The sequence below is a fragment of the Pseudoduganella namucuonensis genome (assembly GCF_900116645.1).
Lineage (GTDB): Bacteria > Pseudomonadota > Gammaproteobacteria > Burkholderiales > Burkholderiaceae_D > Rugamonas > Rugamonas namucuonensis.
The window spans coordinates 175,038-190,187 of the sequence record NZ_FPBO01000003.1 but is presented as its reverse complement, the minus strand read 5'-3'; the positions used below and the strand labels follow the sequence as shown (position 1 = coordinate 190,187).

The window sequence follows — 15,150 nt, the reverse complement described above, 5'->3', positions numbered from 1 at the left end:
ATGCCCTTTTAGCTCAGTGGTAGAGCACTCCCTTGGTAAGGGAGAGGCCACGTGTTCAATCCACGTAAAGGGCACCAAAAATCCCCATGGCGTCGTTGTAGCGCCTCGCCGTACAGCGTACTGCCTTCGGCGCTACGCCTAGCCCTGGTGATTTTCCCCAGCTAGTAGATCCGCTCCACCAGCACTCCCCGCCGACGCAGCAACTCCGGCACACTCCCTTTTCCGACCAGATGCAAGATGCCGATCGCGGCGATACTGTGCTTTTCGTTCGCCAGCAGCTTCGCGATGCCATCCGCCAGCCCCGGATTGCGCTGTTCCAGCAACACCTCCCGCACAAACCTGCCTGAAAACGTGTCGTCCTGCTGCGCCTTGAGCGCCAGCGCGTCCAGCGCCGCCACGTCCGCGTTGCGCCAGGCCTGGGCGATCTCGCGCGCCTGCTCCGCCTGTTCCTGGTCCTCGATGGCGGCGATGCCCTCCTCCAGGAAGCGCGCCTGGTCGCCAAGGCTCATGCGGTTGAACAGCGCCATCTGGCCCGCCACCGATTCCAGCTCCACCACGCGCAGCTTGCGTTCCCTGGCCTGGCGCGACAGCCACACGTCCACCGCCAGCGCCGGCTCGTAGCCCTGGGCCGCGAACTCGCTCACCGTCAGCATGGTGGCCAGCATCCACGGCTTCATCATGGCCACCGCCTCGTCCGGGATGGCGTAGCGGCGCAGCAGTTTTTCCAGCCGCGGACGGAAGGGCGGCGACAGCTCGGCCGACGCCGGCCCGCGCCCGTTCTGGTACATGCCGTGCTCGCGCACGGCCCTGGCGATCTTGCCCTGGTCGCCCAGCGGGTCGACCTCCAGCGCCAGCGCGGTGGAGGCGCGCAAGGCCTGCGTCACGCGCGGCTCCAGCGGATAGAAATCGGCCGCGCCGACATGGATGGTGCCGAACAGGTAAGCTGTGTGTCCGCCCTGTTCCAGCTTGAACAGGGCGCCCCGGTTGGGGATGGTGGATTGCGGCGGCGCTTCGTTGGCGCCGGCCGGCGCGAACGCCAGCAGGAGCAGACTGCAAAACATCACTATAATCTGGCGTCGCATGTTTTCCTTCGCGGATACTCTCGTATGCATATTAAACCTTCCGCACCCGTCTGGCTGTTCGACCTCGACAACACGCTGCACAACGCCTCGCACGCGATCTTCCCCGCCATCACCGCCAGGATGAACACCTACATCGCGCGGGTACTGGGCGACGGCGTCACGCCGGCCAGCGACGAGGTGGTGAACGCCGCGCGCAAGCTGTACTGGACGCGCTACGGCGCCACCATGCTCGGCCTGGTGAAGCACCACGGCGTGCGCTCCGACCACTTCCTGCGCGAGACGCACGACATGCCCGGCCTGGGCGGCATGGTGCGCGCCGAGAGGGGCCTGAAGCGGCTGCTGCGCGCCCTGCCCGGCCGCAAGGTGCTGCTGACCAACGCGCCGCGGCGCTATTCGCGCGAGGTGCTGCGCCACCTGGGCCTGCACCGCCACTTCTCGCACCACGTGGCGATCGAGTCCATGCACGTGCACCGCCAGTTGCGGCCCAAGCCCTCGCGCCTGATGCTGCGCAAGCTGATGCGCAGCCAGCGCCTGACGCCGCGCCGCTGCATCCTGGTGGAGGACACGCTGGCCAACCTGCGCGCGGCGCGCCAGCTGGGCATGCGCACGGCCTGGGTCACGCAATACCTGACGGCGGCCGATCCGATCGCCATGGCGCATCTGCCGAAAAGACTTAATCGCCCCGCTTGGGTCGATGTCAAAGTAAAATCTGTGCGGCACCTGCCGGCGCGCCTGTCCCGGCTGCGATAAAACCTTATCTTTTAGACATAACCTACATCATGGCAAGCACACTGCCTGGCCAGCGCAGGCAACAGATCCTGGTCGCGCTGGCGGAAATGCTGGAGCAGCCCAAAGGCGACAAGATCACCACCGCCGCGCTGGCGCGCAAGCTCGCGTTCTCCGAGGCGGCGCTGTACCGCCATTTCGCCAGCAAGGCCCAGATGTTCGAGGGCCTGATCGAATTCATCGAGTCCAGCGTGTTCGGCGTGATCAACCAGATCACCGACAAGCAGCCGGCCGGGCTGGCGCAGGTGCGCGACATGCTGAACATGCTGCTGCATTTCGCGGCCAGCAATCCGGGCATGACGCGGGTGCTGATCGGCGACGCGCTGGTGAACGAGGACGAGCGCCTGCAATCGCGCATGAACCAGCTGCACGACCGCGTGGAACTGGCGCTGAAGCAGTCGCTGCGCCTGGCCGCCACCGAGGGCCACGGCCACGAGGACGACGTGGCCGCGCGCGCCGCCATGCTGCTCGCTTTCGTGCTGGGACGCTGGCACCGCTACGCCAAGAGCGGCTTCAAACTCAATCCCGCGCAGGACGCCGCCCTGCAGATCGCCATGCTGCTGAACTGACATGAGCGACCGCTGTTACGCCCTGCTGGACGACGCCAGCCCGGACGGCCGGGCGGCCTCCCGCTCGCGCCTGTACACGGGCCACGCCGCCACCCTGCGCTGCCACGACCTGGCGGGATGGACACGGGTGCTGGAGCAAATGCAGGCGGCGCTGGCGCGCGGCCGGTTCGCCGTCGCGCTGTGCGGCTACGAGCTGGGCGCGCACATCGTGGGCTTGCCGCCGCGCGCGCACAGCGACGCGGACGGCGACGCGGACGCGGACGCGGAAGCCGACGCCCCGCCGCTGGCCCAGGTGCTGATCTTCGATCGCCGCGACATCCTGTCCCATGACCAGGTGGCCGCCTGGCTGGCGGCGCGCGCTGGGGCCGGGGACGACGCCCCGGCCGGCATCGCCGCCGTGCGCGCGAATGTCGACGAGGCCACGTTCACGGACGCCATCCGGCGCATCCGCGACTACATCGCCGCCGGCGACACCTACCAGGTCAACTACACCTACCGCCTGCGCTTCGACGCCTTCGGCTCCCTGCCCGCGCTGTACCGGCGCCTGCGCGCGCGCCAGCCGGTGCCGTACGGCGCGCTGGTCGCGCTGGACGACGGCGGCGGCGTGCTGTCGCTGTCGCCCGAGCTGTTCGTGCGCCACGCGGGCGGCGAGCTGACCGCGCGCCCGATGAAGGGCACCGCCCCCGCCGCCGCCGCCGGCGAGGAGGCCGAAAACCAGCGCCGCGCCGCCGCGCTGGCGGCGGACCCCAAGAACCGCGCGGAAAACCTGATGATCGTGGACCTGCTGCGCAACGACATCGGCCGCGTCGCGCGCACCGGCAGCGTGGAGGTGCCGGCGCTGTTCGAGGTGCGGCGCTACAGCAGCGTGCTGCAGATGACTTCCACCGTGCGCGCCAGGCTGCGTCCGGACGTCACGCTGGCCGGCATCTTCCACGCGCTCTATCCCTGCGGCTCCATCACCGGCGCGCCCAAGCGCCGCACCATGGAAATCATCGCCGAACTGGAACCGGCGCCGCGCGGCCTGTACACGGGCGCCATCGGCTGGTTCGACCCGCCGGCGGAGGGCGAGGCCATCGGCGACTTCTGCATGTCCGTCCCCATCCGCACGCTGGCCCTGCGGCCGCCGCGCGGCGGCGTGCGCCGGGGCGAGATGGGCGTGGGCGCCGGCATCGTCCACGACAGCGACCCGCGGGACGAATACGCCGAATGCGCGCTGAAGGCGCGCTTCCTCACCGGCCTGTCCAACGACTTCGAGCTGTTCGAAACCATGTACGCCACCCGCGAGGACGGCGTGCGCCACCTGGAGCGCCATCTCGCGCGGCTGGCCGCGTCCGCGCGCTACTTCGGCTACGCCCACGACGAGGCGGCGGCGCGCGCCCACGTCGCCCTGGCCGTCGCGGCGATGGCGCCGGCCACTCCCACGCGCCTGCGCCTGGCCCTGAACCAGGCCGGCGCCTACTCGGCGCAGCAGGGCGCGCTGGCGCCGCTCGCCGAGCCGGTGCGCGCGCTGCTGGCCGCGGACGCCACCAGCGCGGACGAGCTGTTCCTGCGCCACAAGACCACCATCCGCACCCGCTACGACGCCGCCTGGCGCGCCGCCGAGGCGCGGGGCGCGTTCGACACGCTGTTCTTCAACGAGCGCGGCGAACTGACCGAGGGCGGCCGCAGCAGCGTGTTCGTGCGGCTGGACGGCCGCTGGCTCACGCCGCCGCTGTCCTCCGGCCTGTTGCCGGGCGTGATGCGCGCCATGCTGCTGGACGATCCCGCCTGGGGCGCCAGCGAGGCCGTCGTCACGCGCGACATGCTGGCGCGGGCCGACGCGATCGTCCTGTGCAACGCCCTGCGCGGGCCGCTGCGGGCCACGCTGGTCTGACGCTTTTACCACCCTGCGCCGGCGCCACTGGATTACAATTGCCCTGCGACAGGACGTTCGCATAGCGATGTTGCTTGCTTTCAATTCTGGAGGGAATGGGCATGCCGGCACGATCCACAGCCTTCGCGCGGCGCGGCGCCATGGGGGCGGGCAGGCAATGAACGCCAAGGCCGACTTCCTGAACCACCTGCACGTGCGCCAGGCCGCGCGCGTGATGGCGGTCGCGGTCGCGCTGGGCCTGCTGTTCAGCGCTGTGCAGATCGGCGCCGACCTGCGCAGCGAGCGCGACAGCGTGCGCGCCACCATCGCGCAGGTGCTGGAGGGCCTGCGCGGCCCGGCCAGCCAGGCCGCGTTCACCGTCAGCCCCTACCTGGCCGAGGGGGTGGCCGACAGCCTGCTCAAGTACCAGCCCATCTACCAGGTGGCGATCCGCACCGAGACCGGCCAGATGCTGGCCCAGCGCAGCCGCGCGCCCGCGCCCGGCGGCATGGCCTGGCTGGCCGGCTGGCTGACCAAGGGTGAAAGCGAATTCACGCTGCCCCTGCGGGCGGACGGCAGCGCCCTCGAGGTGGGCGCGATGACCGTGCGGGTGGACGCCACCGTGATCGCGTCCGGCGTGCTGCGCCGGGCCGGCCTGACGCTGCTGTTCGGCTTCCTCGAGGCCATGGCCCTGGCGCTGGCCGTCAGCGTGGTGTTCTACTACACGCTGACCCGGCCGCTGACCCGGCTCTCGCAGGCGCTGGCCGAGGCGGGCGCGCGGCGCACCGAGACCGGCCTGCACGTGAAGCTGGACCGCCACGCCGATTCCTCCATGGAGGCCCTGCTGGCCTCGGCCGACCGCTTCCTGGAAAACCAAGTGGCGGCGCGCACCGACAGCCTGCGCCAGCAAAACCTGGAGTTGCAGCGCCTGAACGCCGAGGTGCAGAGCGCGCGCCGCGAGGCCGAGAGCGCCACGCAGGCCAAGAGCCAGTTCCTGGCCAATATGAGCCACGAGCTGCGCACGCCCCTCAACGCCATCCTCGGCTACGCCCAGATCCTGATGCGCGAGCACACGCTGAGCGAGCGCCAGCGCCGCGGCGTCGCCACCATCGAGCGCAGCGGCGCCCACCTGCTGGCGCTGATCAACGACGTGCTGGACCTGTCCAAGATCGAGGCCCGCAAGTTCACGCTGGCGCCGCACGCGGTGAACCTGGCGGCGTTCGTCGAGGAGATCGGCGACCTGGTCCGCGTGAAGGCGGAGGAAAAACAGCTGCGGTTCACCTGCCAGGCCGACGCCGGCCTGCCGCGCGCCGTGCTGCTGGACGAGAAGCGGCTGCGCCAGGTGCTGCTCAACCTGCTGGGCAACGCCATCAAGTTCACCGAGGCCGGCCAGGTCGGCTTCCGGGTGGAGCTGCTGGAACGGGACGAGCGCGCCGCGCGCCTGCGCTTCACCGTGGAGGACAGCGGCGTGGGCATGCGGCCGGCCGAGCTGGTGCGCGTGTTCCGGCCCTTCGAACAGGCCGGCGACGCGGCGCGGCGCGCCGGTGGCACCGGCCTGGGCCTGGCGATCAGCGCGCAGATCGTGCAAATGATGGACAGCCGGATCGAGGTGCGCAGTCAGCCGGGCGCGGGCAGCCGTTTCTGGTTCGACCTGGCGCCGCCGCTGGCGCGGGCCGAAGCGCGGCCGGCGCGCGGCGCGCCGGCCATCGTCGGCTACCATGGGCCGCGCCGCAGCATCCTGATCGTGGACGACCTGGAGCCGAACCGCGCCATGCTGGCCGACCTGCTGGACGGGCTGGGCTTCGTCACACGCCTGGCCCGCGACGGCGTGGAGGGCCTCGCCAGCGCGCAGCGCGACATGCCGGACCTGATCCTCACCGACATCGCCATGCCGCGCATGGACGGCATGGAGGCCATACGCCGCCTGCGCGCGCTGCCGCGCTTCGCCGGCCTGCCCATCATCGCGGTGTCGGCCAGCGTGTCGCAAACCGACGAGGCGGCCAGCCTGGTGGCCGGCGCCAACGCCTTCCTGGCCAAGCCCATCAACCAGGAGGCGCTGCTGCGCAAGATCGGGGAATACCTGGGGCTGCGCTGGGTGATGGACGAGACGCCCGCGCCCGGCGGCGCCGAACCCGCGCCGCTGTTGCCGCCGCCGCCGGCCGACATCGAACGGCTGCACGCGCTGGCGATGGCGGGCAATATGCGCAGCATCCGCGACTACGCCGCCGAGCTGGGCGAACGCGACCCGCGCTACCGTCCCTTCGCCGACAAGCTGCGTCTACTGGCCGAGGGCTACCAGTCGCGCGCCCTGCTGGAACTGGCCAGCCACCACCTGGAGCGCAGCGCACAGCCATGAGTTCCGACATGAATTCCGACATGAATGCCGCCACCCCGCCCGACGCGCCGCAAAAGACGGTGCTCATCATCGACGACACGCCCGCCAACCTGGGCGTGCTGGTGGACTACCTCGAACAGCACGAGCTGTGCGTGGTGGTCGCGCAGGACGGCGAGGAGGGGCTGATGCGGGCCCGCTTCCTGTGCCCCGACCTGATCCTGCTGGACGTGATGATGCCGGTGCTGGACGGCATCGCCACCTGCCACCGCCTGAAGGCCGACGAGCGCACCCGCGACATCCCCGTGATCTTCATGACGGCGCTGGGCGAGACCAGCGACAAGCTGACCGGCTTCCGCGCCGGCGGCGTGGACTACATCACGAAACCGTTCCAGATCGAGGAGGTGCTGGTGCGGCTGAACACCCACCTGGCGCTGCGCCAGACCACCCAGGAGCTGGAGCGCACGGTGGCCGAGCTGCACCTGGCGCAAAACGAGCTGGTGCGCAGCGAGACGCTGGCGGCGCTGGGCGCCATGGTGGCCGGCATCGCCCACGAATTGAACACGCCGATCGGCAACGGCATGCTGATCGCCAGCACGCTCACCGATCTGAGCCGCGACCTGACGCGCAAGCTGCGGGACAACCACGGCCTGACCAAGTCCACGCTGGAAAAATACCTGGCCGACGCCAACGACGCCGGCGACGTGCTGCAGCGCAACCTGCAGCGCGCGGGCAGCCTGATCAACAGCTTCAAGCAGGTCGCGATCGACCGCGCCAGCTCGCAGCGGCGCAAGTTCGCGCTGACGGACGTGGTGCTGGAAACGGTGATGATCCTGACGCCGGTGCTGAAGAACTCGCCCTATGTGGTGGAGCGCGACGTGCCGCCCGACATCGAGCTGGACAGTTTTCCCGGTCCGCTGGGGCAGATCATCACCAACCTCATCAACAACGCCCTGCTGCACGGCTTCGACGGCCGCCCGCACGGCACCATACGGATCGCGGCGCGCATGCTGGACGAGGCCACGGTGGAACTGGTGGTGGAGGACGACGGCAGCGGCATCCCGGACGCGCATTTGCAGCGCATCTTCGACCCCTTCTTCACCACCAAGCTGGGCGCCGGCGGATCGGGCCTGGGGCTGTACGTGAGCTACAACATCGCCACCAAGATCCTGAACGGCCACATCGCCGCGCACAGCGAACCGGGCAAGGGCGCGCGCTTCGTGATCACGCTGCCCCTGGCGGCCTGATCACAGGTCGACGATCATCTCGAAACCGCCCCAGAACATGCGCTTGCCGTCGAACGGCAGTTCCTCCGGCTTCATGAAGCCGGCCAGACGGGGATCCTTCATCACCTTCTCGTTCACCTCGTCGCGCTTGGCGCGCGACTCGTAGACGATCCACGCGAACACCACCGACTCGCCCTCCTCCAGTTTGACGGCCTGCGGGAACGAGGTGTGCTCGCCGGGCTTGACGTCGTCGCTGATGCACTCGCGGTACTCCAGCGCGCCGTACTCCTTCCAGACGGCGCCACAGGCATGGGACATTTTCTTGTACGCCTCCAGGTTCTTGGTAGGCAGCGGCAACACAAATCCATCGACATACGGCATGGCGTACTCCTTCGGGTTGTGATTGTGGGCGTTCAGGGTAGGTCAACTCCGGCGCGCGCGCAAGCGCCGCACGATTCCCGGCCGGCGCCCTCAGCCTCTCAGGCCGGGCCGGAAAACCGGCGGCGGTAGGCGCCGGGGCTGGTGGCGGCGAGGCGGCGGAAATGGTGGCGCAAGGATTCCTCGGAGCCGAAGCCGGCGCGCTGCGCCACCTGCGCCAGCGGGATGTCGGCCGTCTCCAGCAGGTCCTTCACCAGCGCGACGCGCTCGCGCGTCAGCCATTCGACCGGCCCCATGCCGGTGGCCTCCTGGAACCGGCGCTGCAGGGTGCGCGGGCTCATCGCGGCGCGCCCGGCCATGCTCTTGACGGTGTGCGCCTCGGCCGGATGGGCGCGCAGCCATTCCATCAGGCCCGACAAGCGGCCCCGCTCGCCGGGCGCCATCGGCCTCGGCAGGAACTGGGCCTGGCCGCCCTCGCGGTGCGGCGCCACCACCAGGCGCTGCGCCACCAGGTTGCCGACCCGCGCGCCGTGGTCGCGCCGCACCAGGTGCAGCAGCATGTCGATGCCGGCGGCGGAGCCGGCCGAGGTGATGACCTGGCCCTCGTCCACGTACAAATCGTCCGGCCGCACGATCACGCGCGGATGGCGCCGCGCCAGCCGCTCCGTGTAGCGCCAGTGGGTGGTGGCGCGCTTGTGGTCCAGCACGCCCGCCGCCGCCAGCACGAACACGCCGGAACAGATCGAGCACAGGCGCGCGCCGCGCGCGTGGGCGGCGCGGATCGCCTCCAGCAGCGCCGGCGGCGGCGGTTCGTCCGCGTCGCGCCAGCCGGGGATGACGATGGTGTCGGCCAGCGCCAGCAGCCCGGGCTCGTACGGCGCCTGCAGCGTGATCCCGCCCGCCGCGCGGATGGGGCCGGGCTCGACGGCGCAGACCTTGAAGTCGTACCAGTCCACGCCCAGCTCCGGCCGCTCCAGCGCGAACAGTTCCACCACGCAGCCGAATTCGAAGGTGCAGAGGCGGTCGTAGGCCAGGGCGACGACGAGATGTTTGTTCATGGCGCGATCTTAACGCATATCGGCATGGACGCCACTGTGGCGTCCCGAACGGCGGCCCGATAATGGCGTCTCCCCAACCAAGCACAGGAGCATCCCATGTCCCTCGTCACCGACATCGCAGCGGCGCCAAGCGCGGCCGCCCTGGCCCACTTCGAGGCCGCGTTCACCTTTGAAACGGACTGCTGGGACGTGCACGACGCGCTGGGCACGGGCCGGCAGGACTTCGTGCTGCTGGACGTGCGCGGCAGCGAGAAATACGCGGCCGGCCACGTGCCGGGCGCGCTGGACCTGGCGCACCGCAAGATCATCGGCTCGCGGATCGCGGCCTACCCGGAGGGCACGCTGTTCGTCGTGTATTGCGCGGGGCCGCACTGCAACGGCGCGGCGCGCGCGGCGGTCCGCCTGGCCAGGCTGGGGCGGCCGGTCAAGGTGATGCCGGGCGGGATCACCGGCTGGCTGGACGAGGGCTTCGCGCTGGAGAAAACGGCCGCCGCCGCGTAATGCCGCGGGGAAGCGGCGTCGGCAATGGCCGACTATAGCCAGCGCAGCAGCAGGCCGGCCACTTGCGGCGAGTCGAGCAGCGCCATGTGGTTGACGCCGTAGACCGTGGCCTGGCTGTCCTCGTCGAACGCCAGGCTGCGCGCGGGGTCGGCATGCCGGCCCAGCGCGCTGTCCAGCGGCACCAGGCCGTCGCCGGCGAGCTTGCCGGCCAGCGCGCCCGGGCTGCTGGCGATGGACGCGGCCACCGCGCGGCACCGCACGCCCGCCGGCAGCGGCACCACCTCGGGCGGCGCGGCGCCATGCGCGAAGCGGTCGCGCCCTTGCCAGTCGCCGTCCACCAGGCTGCCGTGGCGCAAGTCCGTGATGCCGGCGCTGCGCAGTTTGGCCAGGCGCGTGAACGGCGCGCTGTAGGGCGTCATGTCCGTCAGCACGTGGACCCAGTTGCCGCCGCGCTCCAGCGGCGCGCCATGGTGCGGCGAACCCAGGAACACCAGCTGCTTCAAGCGTCCCAGCCACGCGCGTCCCAGCAAGGCGCCGTCGTGGCAGGCGCTGCGCGCCACCAGGCCGCCCATGCTGTGGCCGACGATCACCAGTTCCTCCACCGGCACCGGCCACGACGCCACGAGCCCCTCGAGCTGCCGCGAGAATTCGCGGCCGTTTTCGGAGATGTGGCGGCCGCTGTTGTAATGCAGATAGACCGGCGTGTAGCCGCGCTCGCGCGCCAGCAGTTCGCCATGGTCGTGATGGTTGCGCCGCCATTGCAGGTCGTTCATGCACAGGCCGTGCACCAGCACCGCCACGCGGCCGGAGACCGGCTTGCCGCCCATGGCCAGCGGCGCGCCGTCCTGTCGCAGCCGCATGTCCACCGCCAGCGGATTGCCGCTGCGCGCCAGGTGATCGCCCACCACGCCGTTCAACGCCGCCACCAGCGCCTCGCGCCGCTCGCCGCCGCCGTGCTCGCCCAGGAAGGGCTGCAGCAGCGCCAGCATGCGGTCCAGGCCGCCACCCGCGAGGCCCGCCACGCCGCGCACGCCGCCGTACACCAGCGACGTGGCGCGCGCCAGCGGCTCGCCCACCGCCGCCGGCATGCCGCCGAGGATGTTCAGGTGGACCGCCTCGGCCAGGTCCGTCACGCCCTGCACGGCGCCGGTGGCGAGGCGCGCGACGCCGGCCAGTTCCGCCGCGCGCGGGATTTTGCGGGGCATCGCGGCCGCCCCCCTAGCCCGCCAGCGCTTTTTCCACCGCGCCGACCAGCTGCCTGTCCTCCGGCGTCACCTTGCTGGGGAAGCTTTCCAGCACCTTGCCGTTGCGGTCGATCAGGTATTTGTGGAAGTTCCAGGCCGGCGTCTTGCCGGTGGCCTTGATCAGGCTGGCGTAGAAGGGGTTGGGCGCGGCGCCCGACACCACGGTCTTGGAGAACATGGGGAACTTCACGCCGTAGGTGTTGTAGCACAGGTCGGCGATTTCCTTGGCCGAGCCCGGCTCCTGCTTGCCGAAGTCGTTCGACGGGAAACCCAGCACCACCAGGCCCTTGGCGCCGTATTTCGCGTACAGCGCCTCCAGGCCCTCGTACTGCTTGGTGTAGCCGCAGTAGCTGGCCGTGTTCACCACCAGGATCACCTTGCCGGCGTACTGGCACAGGTCCTGCGGCGCCTCGTCCTGCAGGCGGGTGAAGGACTGTTTCAGAATGGCCGGGCAGGCCGCCGGGGCGGCGGCGGCGGGCGCGGCGGCCTGCGCGTGGGCGGCGGGCGCGCCGCCCAGCATGGCGAGGGTGGACACGAGGGCGAGCGTGGCGAGTTTCATGGACATGGCGTGGGCGCAATATGGTGAAAAAACCCATTCTATGCCAAGCCGGCGCTCCGCCACACATTTGATCCAGATTAAACTCCGCCATTCTTGCCAGAGCACAATGGTTTTCCCACCATGTCATTCTGGAGCCCGCGATGCCGCAACCTGGCCGTTTATATCGGATCCGCCGCCACTACCATGCGCGCCTGTACCACGTGCTGACGTTGTGCGGCCTGATCGCCCTGGCGTCGGTGCTGCTGCCGGCGAGCGCGCAAACCACGCCAGCCAGCCTGCCGGCCATGCGCGCGGCCGACGTGTCGGTGTCCGGGCTGGCCTCCGGCGGCGACATGGCGGTGCAGTTCGACATCGCCTATTCCGCCACCGTCAAGGGCGCCGGCGTCATCGCGGGCGCCCCCTACGATTGCGCGCGCGGCCGGGCCGAGCGGGCGGCCACCGTGTGCGGCTGCGCCGGCCCGGCGCCCTGCCGCGTGCAGCCCGGCGGCACCAATGTGCAGGAACTGGCCGCCGCCACCGAGCGCTACGCCGAACAGGGCGCCATCGACCCGACCGCCAACCTGGCGGCGCACCGCATCTGGCTGTTCTCGGGCTCGGCCGACACGCTGGTGCCCGAGCCCGTGGTCAACGACCTGCGGCACTATTACGCGCGCTACACCGAGGCCATCGTCTACCGCAACGACATCGCCGCCCAGCACGCGATGCCGACCGACGGCTACGGCCCGCCCTGCGCCGTGCTGGCCCCGCCCTACCTCAACAACTGCGCCTTCGACGCCGCCGGCGAACTGCTGGACTGGATCTACGGCGGGCTGGACATGAAGAGCGCGGCGCCCCCGGCCGGCCGCTTCATCGCCTTCGACCAGGCCCGCTTCCTGCGCCAGCCCGCCCGCCACGGCATGGCCGCCACCGGCTACCTGTACCTGCCGCCCGATTGCGAGGCCAGCCGGGGCGAGGGCTGCCGGCTGCACGTGGCCTTCCACGGCTGCGGCCAGAACGCGCGCGCCATCGGCGACAAGTTCATCCGCAACGCCGGCTACAACGCCTGGGCCGACACCAACCGCATCATGGTGCTGTACCCGCAGGCGGCGCCGCGCCAGGCCGGGGCGTCCGCCTGCGGCGACTGGCAGAACTTCGGCGATCCGAGGCACGCGCGCAAGAACGGCCGCCAGATGGCCGCCGTCAAGGCCATGGTCGACCGGCTGACCGGCGGCGCCCGGCCCGCCGCGGCGCCGGCGTCGGGGAGCTGAGCCATGTTTCCCTTCCTTTGGCTGTGGTCGCCGCAATTCTTCCTGCCCTGGAGCGGCAGCGTCACCCAGGAAATCGCGCTGGAGCGCTTTTTCAACGCCATCCCGCGCTCGTCCGGCGACGGCGGCATCGAATACGCGGCGTTCAAGCGCGCCTCCTACGGCAGCCAGCTGGGCTGGATCACGGAAGTGCTGCTGGAGTTGACGAGGAACACCCCCGCGGACGACGACAGCGCGCTGGGCAAGCTGCGCCTGGCCAGCGCGGACATCGAACTGCTGAAGATCGAAAAGCAGGGCCAGGCGGGCGAGCGCATCGCGGCCTACCTGGACACGCTGCGGCGGCAGGACGGCGAACGCTTCGCCCGGCTCAGCGAGCGGCTGCTGCCGCTGCTGGCCGCGCCGCGGTGAGACGCGCGCAAGGCGGACCAGGAATCCGCCCTACCTGATCTTCAGGTCCTTGACCATGGGATGGGGCTTGGGCCAACGCGGCTTCAGCCCCTTCAGCGTCTCCAGCAGCAGGGCGGCGATGGCGAGGTCGCGGTGCGGCTTCGAATCGGCCGGCACCACGTACCAGGGCGCGTGGTCGGCGTCGGTGGCGGCGATCACCTCCTCGTACAGGCGCTGGAAGGTGTTCCACTTCGCGCGTTGCGCGATGTCCGAAGGGTCGAACTTCCATTGCTTTTCCGGGTCGTCGATGCGGGCCTGCAGCCGCTCGCGCTGCTCGTCCTTGGAAATGTGCAGGAACACTTTCAGGATGGTGGTGCCGGTTTCCGCCAGCATGCGCTCGAAGTCGCGGATCTGCGCCAGGCGCCGCCCGGCCTCCCTGGCGTCCACCGTGCCCAGCACGCGCGCGACCAGCACGTCCTCGTAATGGCTGCGGTTGAACACGGTGAGCTCGCCCAGCCCGGGCACCTTCCGGTGCACCCGCCACAGGTAGTCGTGCGCGGCCTCGACGGCGGTGGGCGCCTGGAACCATTCGGCGCGGATGCCGACCGGGTTGATCTGGCCGAACAGCGTGCGGATGGCGCCGTCCTTGCCGGACGCGTCCATGCCTTGCAACACCAGCAGCACCTTGTGCCGGCGCTGCGCGTGCAGCATGGGCTGCAGTTCCGCCACGCGCTCCAGCAGCTTCTCCGTCCTGTCCTTGACCGCCGCCTTGTCGCCGTCGTCCAGCGGCCGCCTGGCGGCGTCCGATTCGCGCAGCTTGAGCTTGGAGGGGGCGCGTAACAGTGCGGTGGCTTTCATGGCGCGGACCGGTGGTGGGCGATGGCCCAGCGTAGCAGATACGGCCGCGCTCCGGCGCGCGCTCCTAGCGCGCCGCCGGGTAGCGCCGGGCCGCCACTTCGCGCAGCGTGGCGTGCATGGCCTCGGCGCCCGGCGACAGGCGGTGCTGCCGGCGCGTGATGATGCCGTACATGTCCATGCGCAGGCCCAGCTCGTAGGGCAGCACGATCAGCAGGCCCGCGTCCAGGTAGGGCCGCACCAGCTCCTCCGGCAGCGCGGCCACCATGCGGCTGCCGGTCAGCAGGCTGGTCACCACCGGCAGCGCCAAGGTCTCGATGGTCTCCACCGGCGGCTCCAGCCCCTGCGACAGGAACAGCGTGGTGAGCCGGTCGCGCAGGATGCTGCCGGCCGGCGGCAACACCCACGGCGTGCTCGCCAGGTCGGCCAGGGTCAGGTCGTTCCGGCCCGCCAGCGGATGGCCGGCGCCGGCGATCAGGCTGTGCGGCTCGTCGGTCAGCGGCTCGAAATGGAGCTCGGCGGCCAGCGTGCTGTCCAGGATGCGGCCGATCACCAGGTCCAGTTCGCCCGCGCGCAGGCGCTCGGTCAGCAGCTTGCTGGTGTCCACGCTGATCGACACCTGCAGCCGCGCGTTGCGCGATTTGATCAGCTTGACGGCGTCCGTCACCAGGCCGGCGGACGGCGTCAGCACCGTGCCGATCGAGACCCGGCCACTCAGGCCGGACAGCAGCTCCATCACCTCCTGGTGGGCCGAATCCATCTCGGCCAAGGCGGCGCCGGCGCGGCGTATCATCACCTCGCCGTACCAGGTCGGCACCACGCCGCGCGGCAGGCGCTCGAACAGTTGCACGTTGAGGGCGTGTTCCAGCTCGGCCAGCAGCTTGGAGGCGGCGGGCTGGGTCAGGTTGGCCGCCTGCGCCGCGTGCAGGATGGAGCCGTGCCGGCCCAGTTCCACAAGTAGAACAAGGTGGCGCGTCTTGAGGTGGGAGCGGACAAAACGGTCTGATCGTGGATCGGGCATGCGGGGCTGACGCTAGAGTTTGTTAAACATGATAGGGCTGGGACCCGCCACCGTCA

At 70.5% G+C, this 15,150-nt stretch carries 15 protein-coding genes and 1 tRNA gene; 9 read left to right on the top strand and 7 right to left on the bottom strand.

The features are described from left to right. Positions 1-2 precede the first annotated feature (2 nt). Positions 3-77: transfer RNA gene (locus BM436_RS04800), tRNA-Thr, on the top strand. Between the two features lie 84 nt (positions 78-161). Here the strand turns inward: BM436_RS04800 and BM436_RS04795 are convergent. Further along, positions 162-1,082, bottom strand: a complete 921-nt coding sequence (locus BM436_RS04795; protein ID WP_093554077.1) for a TraB/GumN family protein — start codon at positions 1,080-1,082, stop codon at positions 162-164. Positions 1,083-1,106: 24 nt separating this feature from the next. Here BM436_RS04795 and BM436_RS04790 point away from each other — a divergent pair, with 24 nt between their 5' ends. The 5 genes from BM436_RS04790 to BM436_RS04770 all read left to right on the top strand — a co-directional run bounded on the left by BM436_RS04790 (position 1,107) and on the right by BM436_RS04770 (position 7,868). Then, positions 1,107-1,832 carry an HAD-IA family hydrolase gene (locus tag BM436_RS04790; protein ID WP_093554075.1) on the top strand — a complete coding sequence of 242 codons (726 nt, stop codon included), beginning with the start codon at positions 1,107-1,109 and terminating at the stop codon, positions 1,830-1,832. A gap of 29 nt (positions 1,833-1,861) precedes the next feature. After that, positions 1,862-2,437: a nucleoid occlusion factor SlmA gene (slmA, locus tag BM436_RS04785; RefSeq protein WP_093554073.1), complete on the top strand. Its 576-nt coding sequence runs from the start codon at positions 1,862-1,864 to the stop codon at positions 2,435-2,437. Position 2,438: 1 nt separating this feature from the next. Continuing rightward, positions 2,439-4,310 carry an aminodeoxychorismate synthase component I gene (gene pabB / locus BM436_RS04780; protein WP_093554071.1) on the top strand — a complete coding sequence of 624 codons (1,872 nt, stop codon included), beginning with the start codon at positions 2,439-2,441 and terminating at the stop codon, positions 4,308-4,310. Between the two features lie 157 nt (positions 4,311-4,467). Beyond that, on the top strand, positions 4,468-6,645 hold the full coding sequence (locus BM436_RS04775) for an ATP-binding protein (RefSeq protein WP_143132970.1): 2,178 nt from the start codon (positions 4,468-4,470) through the stop codon (positions 6,643-6,645). Between the two features lie 8 nt (positions 6,646-6,653). Then, positions 6,654-7,868, top strand: coding sequence for a sensor histidine kinase (locus BM436_RS04770; RefSeq protein ID WP_229489055.1), 1,215 nt, complete (start codon positions 6,654-6,656; stop codon positions 7,866-7,868). Here BM436_RS04770 and BM436_RS04765 read toward each other — a convergent pair whose 3' ends face one another. Both BM436_RS04765 and ftrA read right to left on the bottom strand, forming a co-directional pair. Further along, entirely contained in the window at positions 7,869-8,228 is a 360-nt protein-coding gene (locus BM436_RS04765; protein ID WP_093554067.1) for a DUF1428 domain-containing protein, read from the bottom strand. A 98-nt stretch (positions 8,229-8,326) separates the two neighbouring features. Then, positions 8,327-9,283, bottom strand: coding sequence for a transcriptional regulator FtrA (gene ftrA, locus BM436_RS04760; RefSeq protein ID WP_093554065.1), 957 nt, complete (start codon positions 9,281-9,283; stop codon positions 8,327-8,329). 96 nt (positions 9,284-9,379) lie between these two features. On the opposite strand from ftrA, the gene BM436_RS04755 reads away from it, so the two are divergent. Next, positions 9,380-9,784: a rhodanese-like domain-containing protein gene (locus BM436_RS04755; RefSeq protein ID WP_093554063.1), complete on the top strand. Its 405-nt coding sequence runs from the start codon at positions 9,380-9,382 to the stop codon at positions 9,782-9,784. Positions 9,785-9,816: 32 nt separating this feature from the next. On the opposite strand, the gene BM436_RS04750 is transcribed toward BM436_RS04755, so the two are convergent. Then, entirely contained in the window at positions 9,817-10,989 is a 1,173-nt protein-coding gene (locus BM436_RS04750) for an esterase/lipase family protein (RefSeq protein ID WP_093554061.1), read from the bottom strand. Positions 10,990-11,002: 13 nt separating this feature from the next. Beyond that, the gene (locus tag BM436_RS04745) at positions 11,003-11,593 is read right to left on the bottom strand and encodes a glutathione peroxidase (RefSeq protein WP_093554059.1); all 591 of its coding nucleotides are present in this window, start codon (positions 11,591-11,593) and stop codon (positions 11,003-11,005) included. Positions 11,594-11,727: 134 nt separating this feature from the next. Here BM436_RS04745 and BM436_RS04740 point away from each other — a divergent pair, with 134 nt between their 5' ends. Next, the gene (locus tag BM436_RS04740) at positions 11,728-12,834 is read left to right on the top strand and encodes an extracellular catalytic domain type 2 short-chain-length polyhydroxyalkanoate depolymerase (protein WP_093554057.1); all 1,107 of its coding nucleotides are present in this window, start codon (positions 11,728-11,730) and stop codon (positions 12,832-12,834) included. A 3-nt stretch (positions 12,835-12,837) separates the two neighbouring features. Continuing rightward, a complete protein-coding gene (locus BM436_RS36935) occupies positions 12,838-13,239 on the top strand; it encodes a hypothetical protein (RefSeq protein ID WP_177306957.1) in 402 nt (133 codons plus the stop codon). A 30-nt stretch (positions 13,240-13,269) separates the two neighbouring features. Here BM436_RS36935 and BM436_RS04730 read toward each other — a convergent pair whose 3' ends face one another. Both BM436_RS04730 and BM436_RS04725 read right to left on the bottom strand, forming a co-directional pair. Continuing rightward, a complete protein-coding gene (locus BM436_RS04730; protein WP_093554055.1) occupies positions 13,270-14,076 on the bottom strand; it encodes a PPK2 family polyphosphate kinase in 807 nt (268 codons plus the stop codon). 64 nt (positions 14,077-14,140) lie between these two features. Further along, the gene (locus BM436_RS04725; protein ID WP_093554053.1) at positions 14,141-15,094 is read right to left on the bottom strand and encodes a LysR substrate-binding domain-containing protein; all 954 of its coding nucleotides are present in this window, start codon (positions 15,092-15,094) and stop codon (positions 14,141-14,143) included. Positions 15,095-15,150 lie beyond the last annotated feature (56 nt).

Coding starts and splice junctions, on each gene's coding strand:
- BM436_RS04795 (WP_093554077.1), bottom strand. CDS start 1,082: ATGCGACGCCAGATTATAGTGATGTTTTGCAGTCTGCTCCTGCTGGCG.
- BM436_RS04755 (WP_093554063.1), top strand. CDS start 9,380: ATGTCCCTCGTCACCGACATCGCAGCGGCGCCAAGCGCGGCCGCCCTG.
- BM436_RS36935 (WP_177306957.1), top strand. CDS start 12,838: ATGTTTCCCTTCCTTTGGCTGTGGTCGCCGCAATTCTTCCTGCCCTGG.
- BM436_RS04775 (WP_143132970.1), top strand. CDS start 4,468: ATGAACGCCAAGGCCGACTTCCTGAACCACCTGCACGTGCGCCAGGCC.
- pabB (WP_093554071.1), top strand. CDS start 2,439: ATGAGCGACCGCTGTTACGCCCTGCTGGACGACGCCAGCCCGGACGGC.
- BM436_RS04730 (WP_093554055.1), bottom strand. CDS start 14,076: ATGAAAGCCACCGCACTGTTACGCGCCCCCTCCAAGCTCAAGCTGCGC.
- BM436_RS04790 (WP_093554075.1), top strand. CDS start 1,107: ATGCATATTAAACCTTCCGCACCCGTCTGGCTGTTCGACCTCGACAAC.
- BM436_RS04740 (WP_093554057.1), top strand. CDS start 11,728: ATGCCGCAACCTGGCCGTTTATATCGGATCCGCCGCCACTACCATGCG.
- ftrA (WP_093554065.1), bottom strand. CDS start 9,283: ATGAACAAACATCTCGTCGTCGCCCTGGCCTACGACCGCCTCTGCACC.
- BM436_RS04765 (WP_093554067.1), bottom strand. CDS start 8,228: ATGCCGTATGTCGATGGATTTGTGTTGCCGCTGCCTACCAAGAACCTG.
- BM436_RS04725 (WP_093554053.1), bottom strand. CDS start 15,094: ATGCCCGATCCACGATCAGACCGTTTTGTCCGCTCCCACCTCAAGACG.
- slmA (WP_093554073.1), top strand. CDS start 1,862: ATGGCAAGCACACTGCCTGGCCAGCGCAGGCAACAGATCCTGGTCGCG.
- BM436_RS04750 (WP_093554061.1), bottom strand. CDS start 10,989: ATGCCCCGCAAAATCCCGCGCGCGGCGGAACTGGCCGGCGTCGCGCGC.
- BM436_RS04745 (WP_093554059.1), bottom strand. CDS start 11,593: ATGTCCATGAAACTCGCCACGCTCGCCCTCGTGTCCACCCTCGCCATG.
- BM436_RS04770 (WP_229489055.1), top strand. CDS start 6,654: ATGAATTCCGACATGAATGCCGCCACCCCGCCCGACGCGCCGCAAAAG.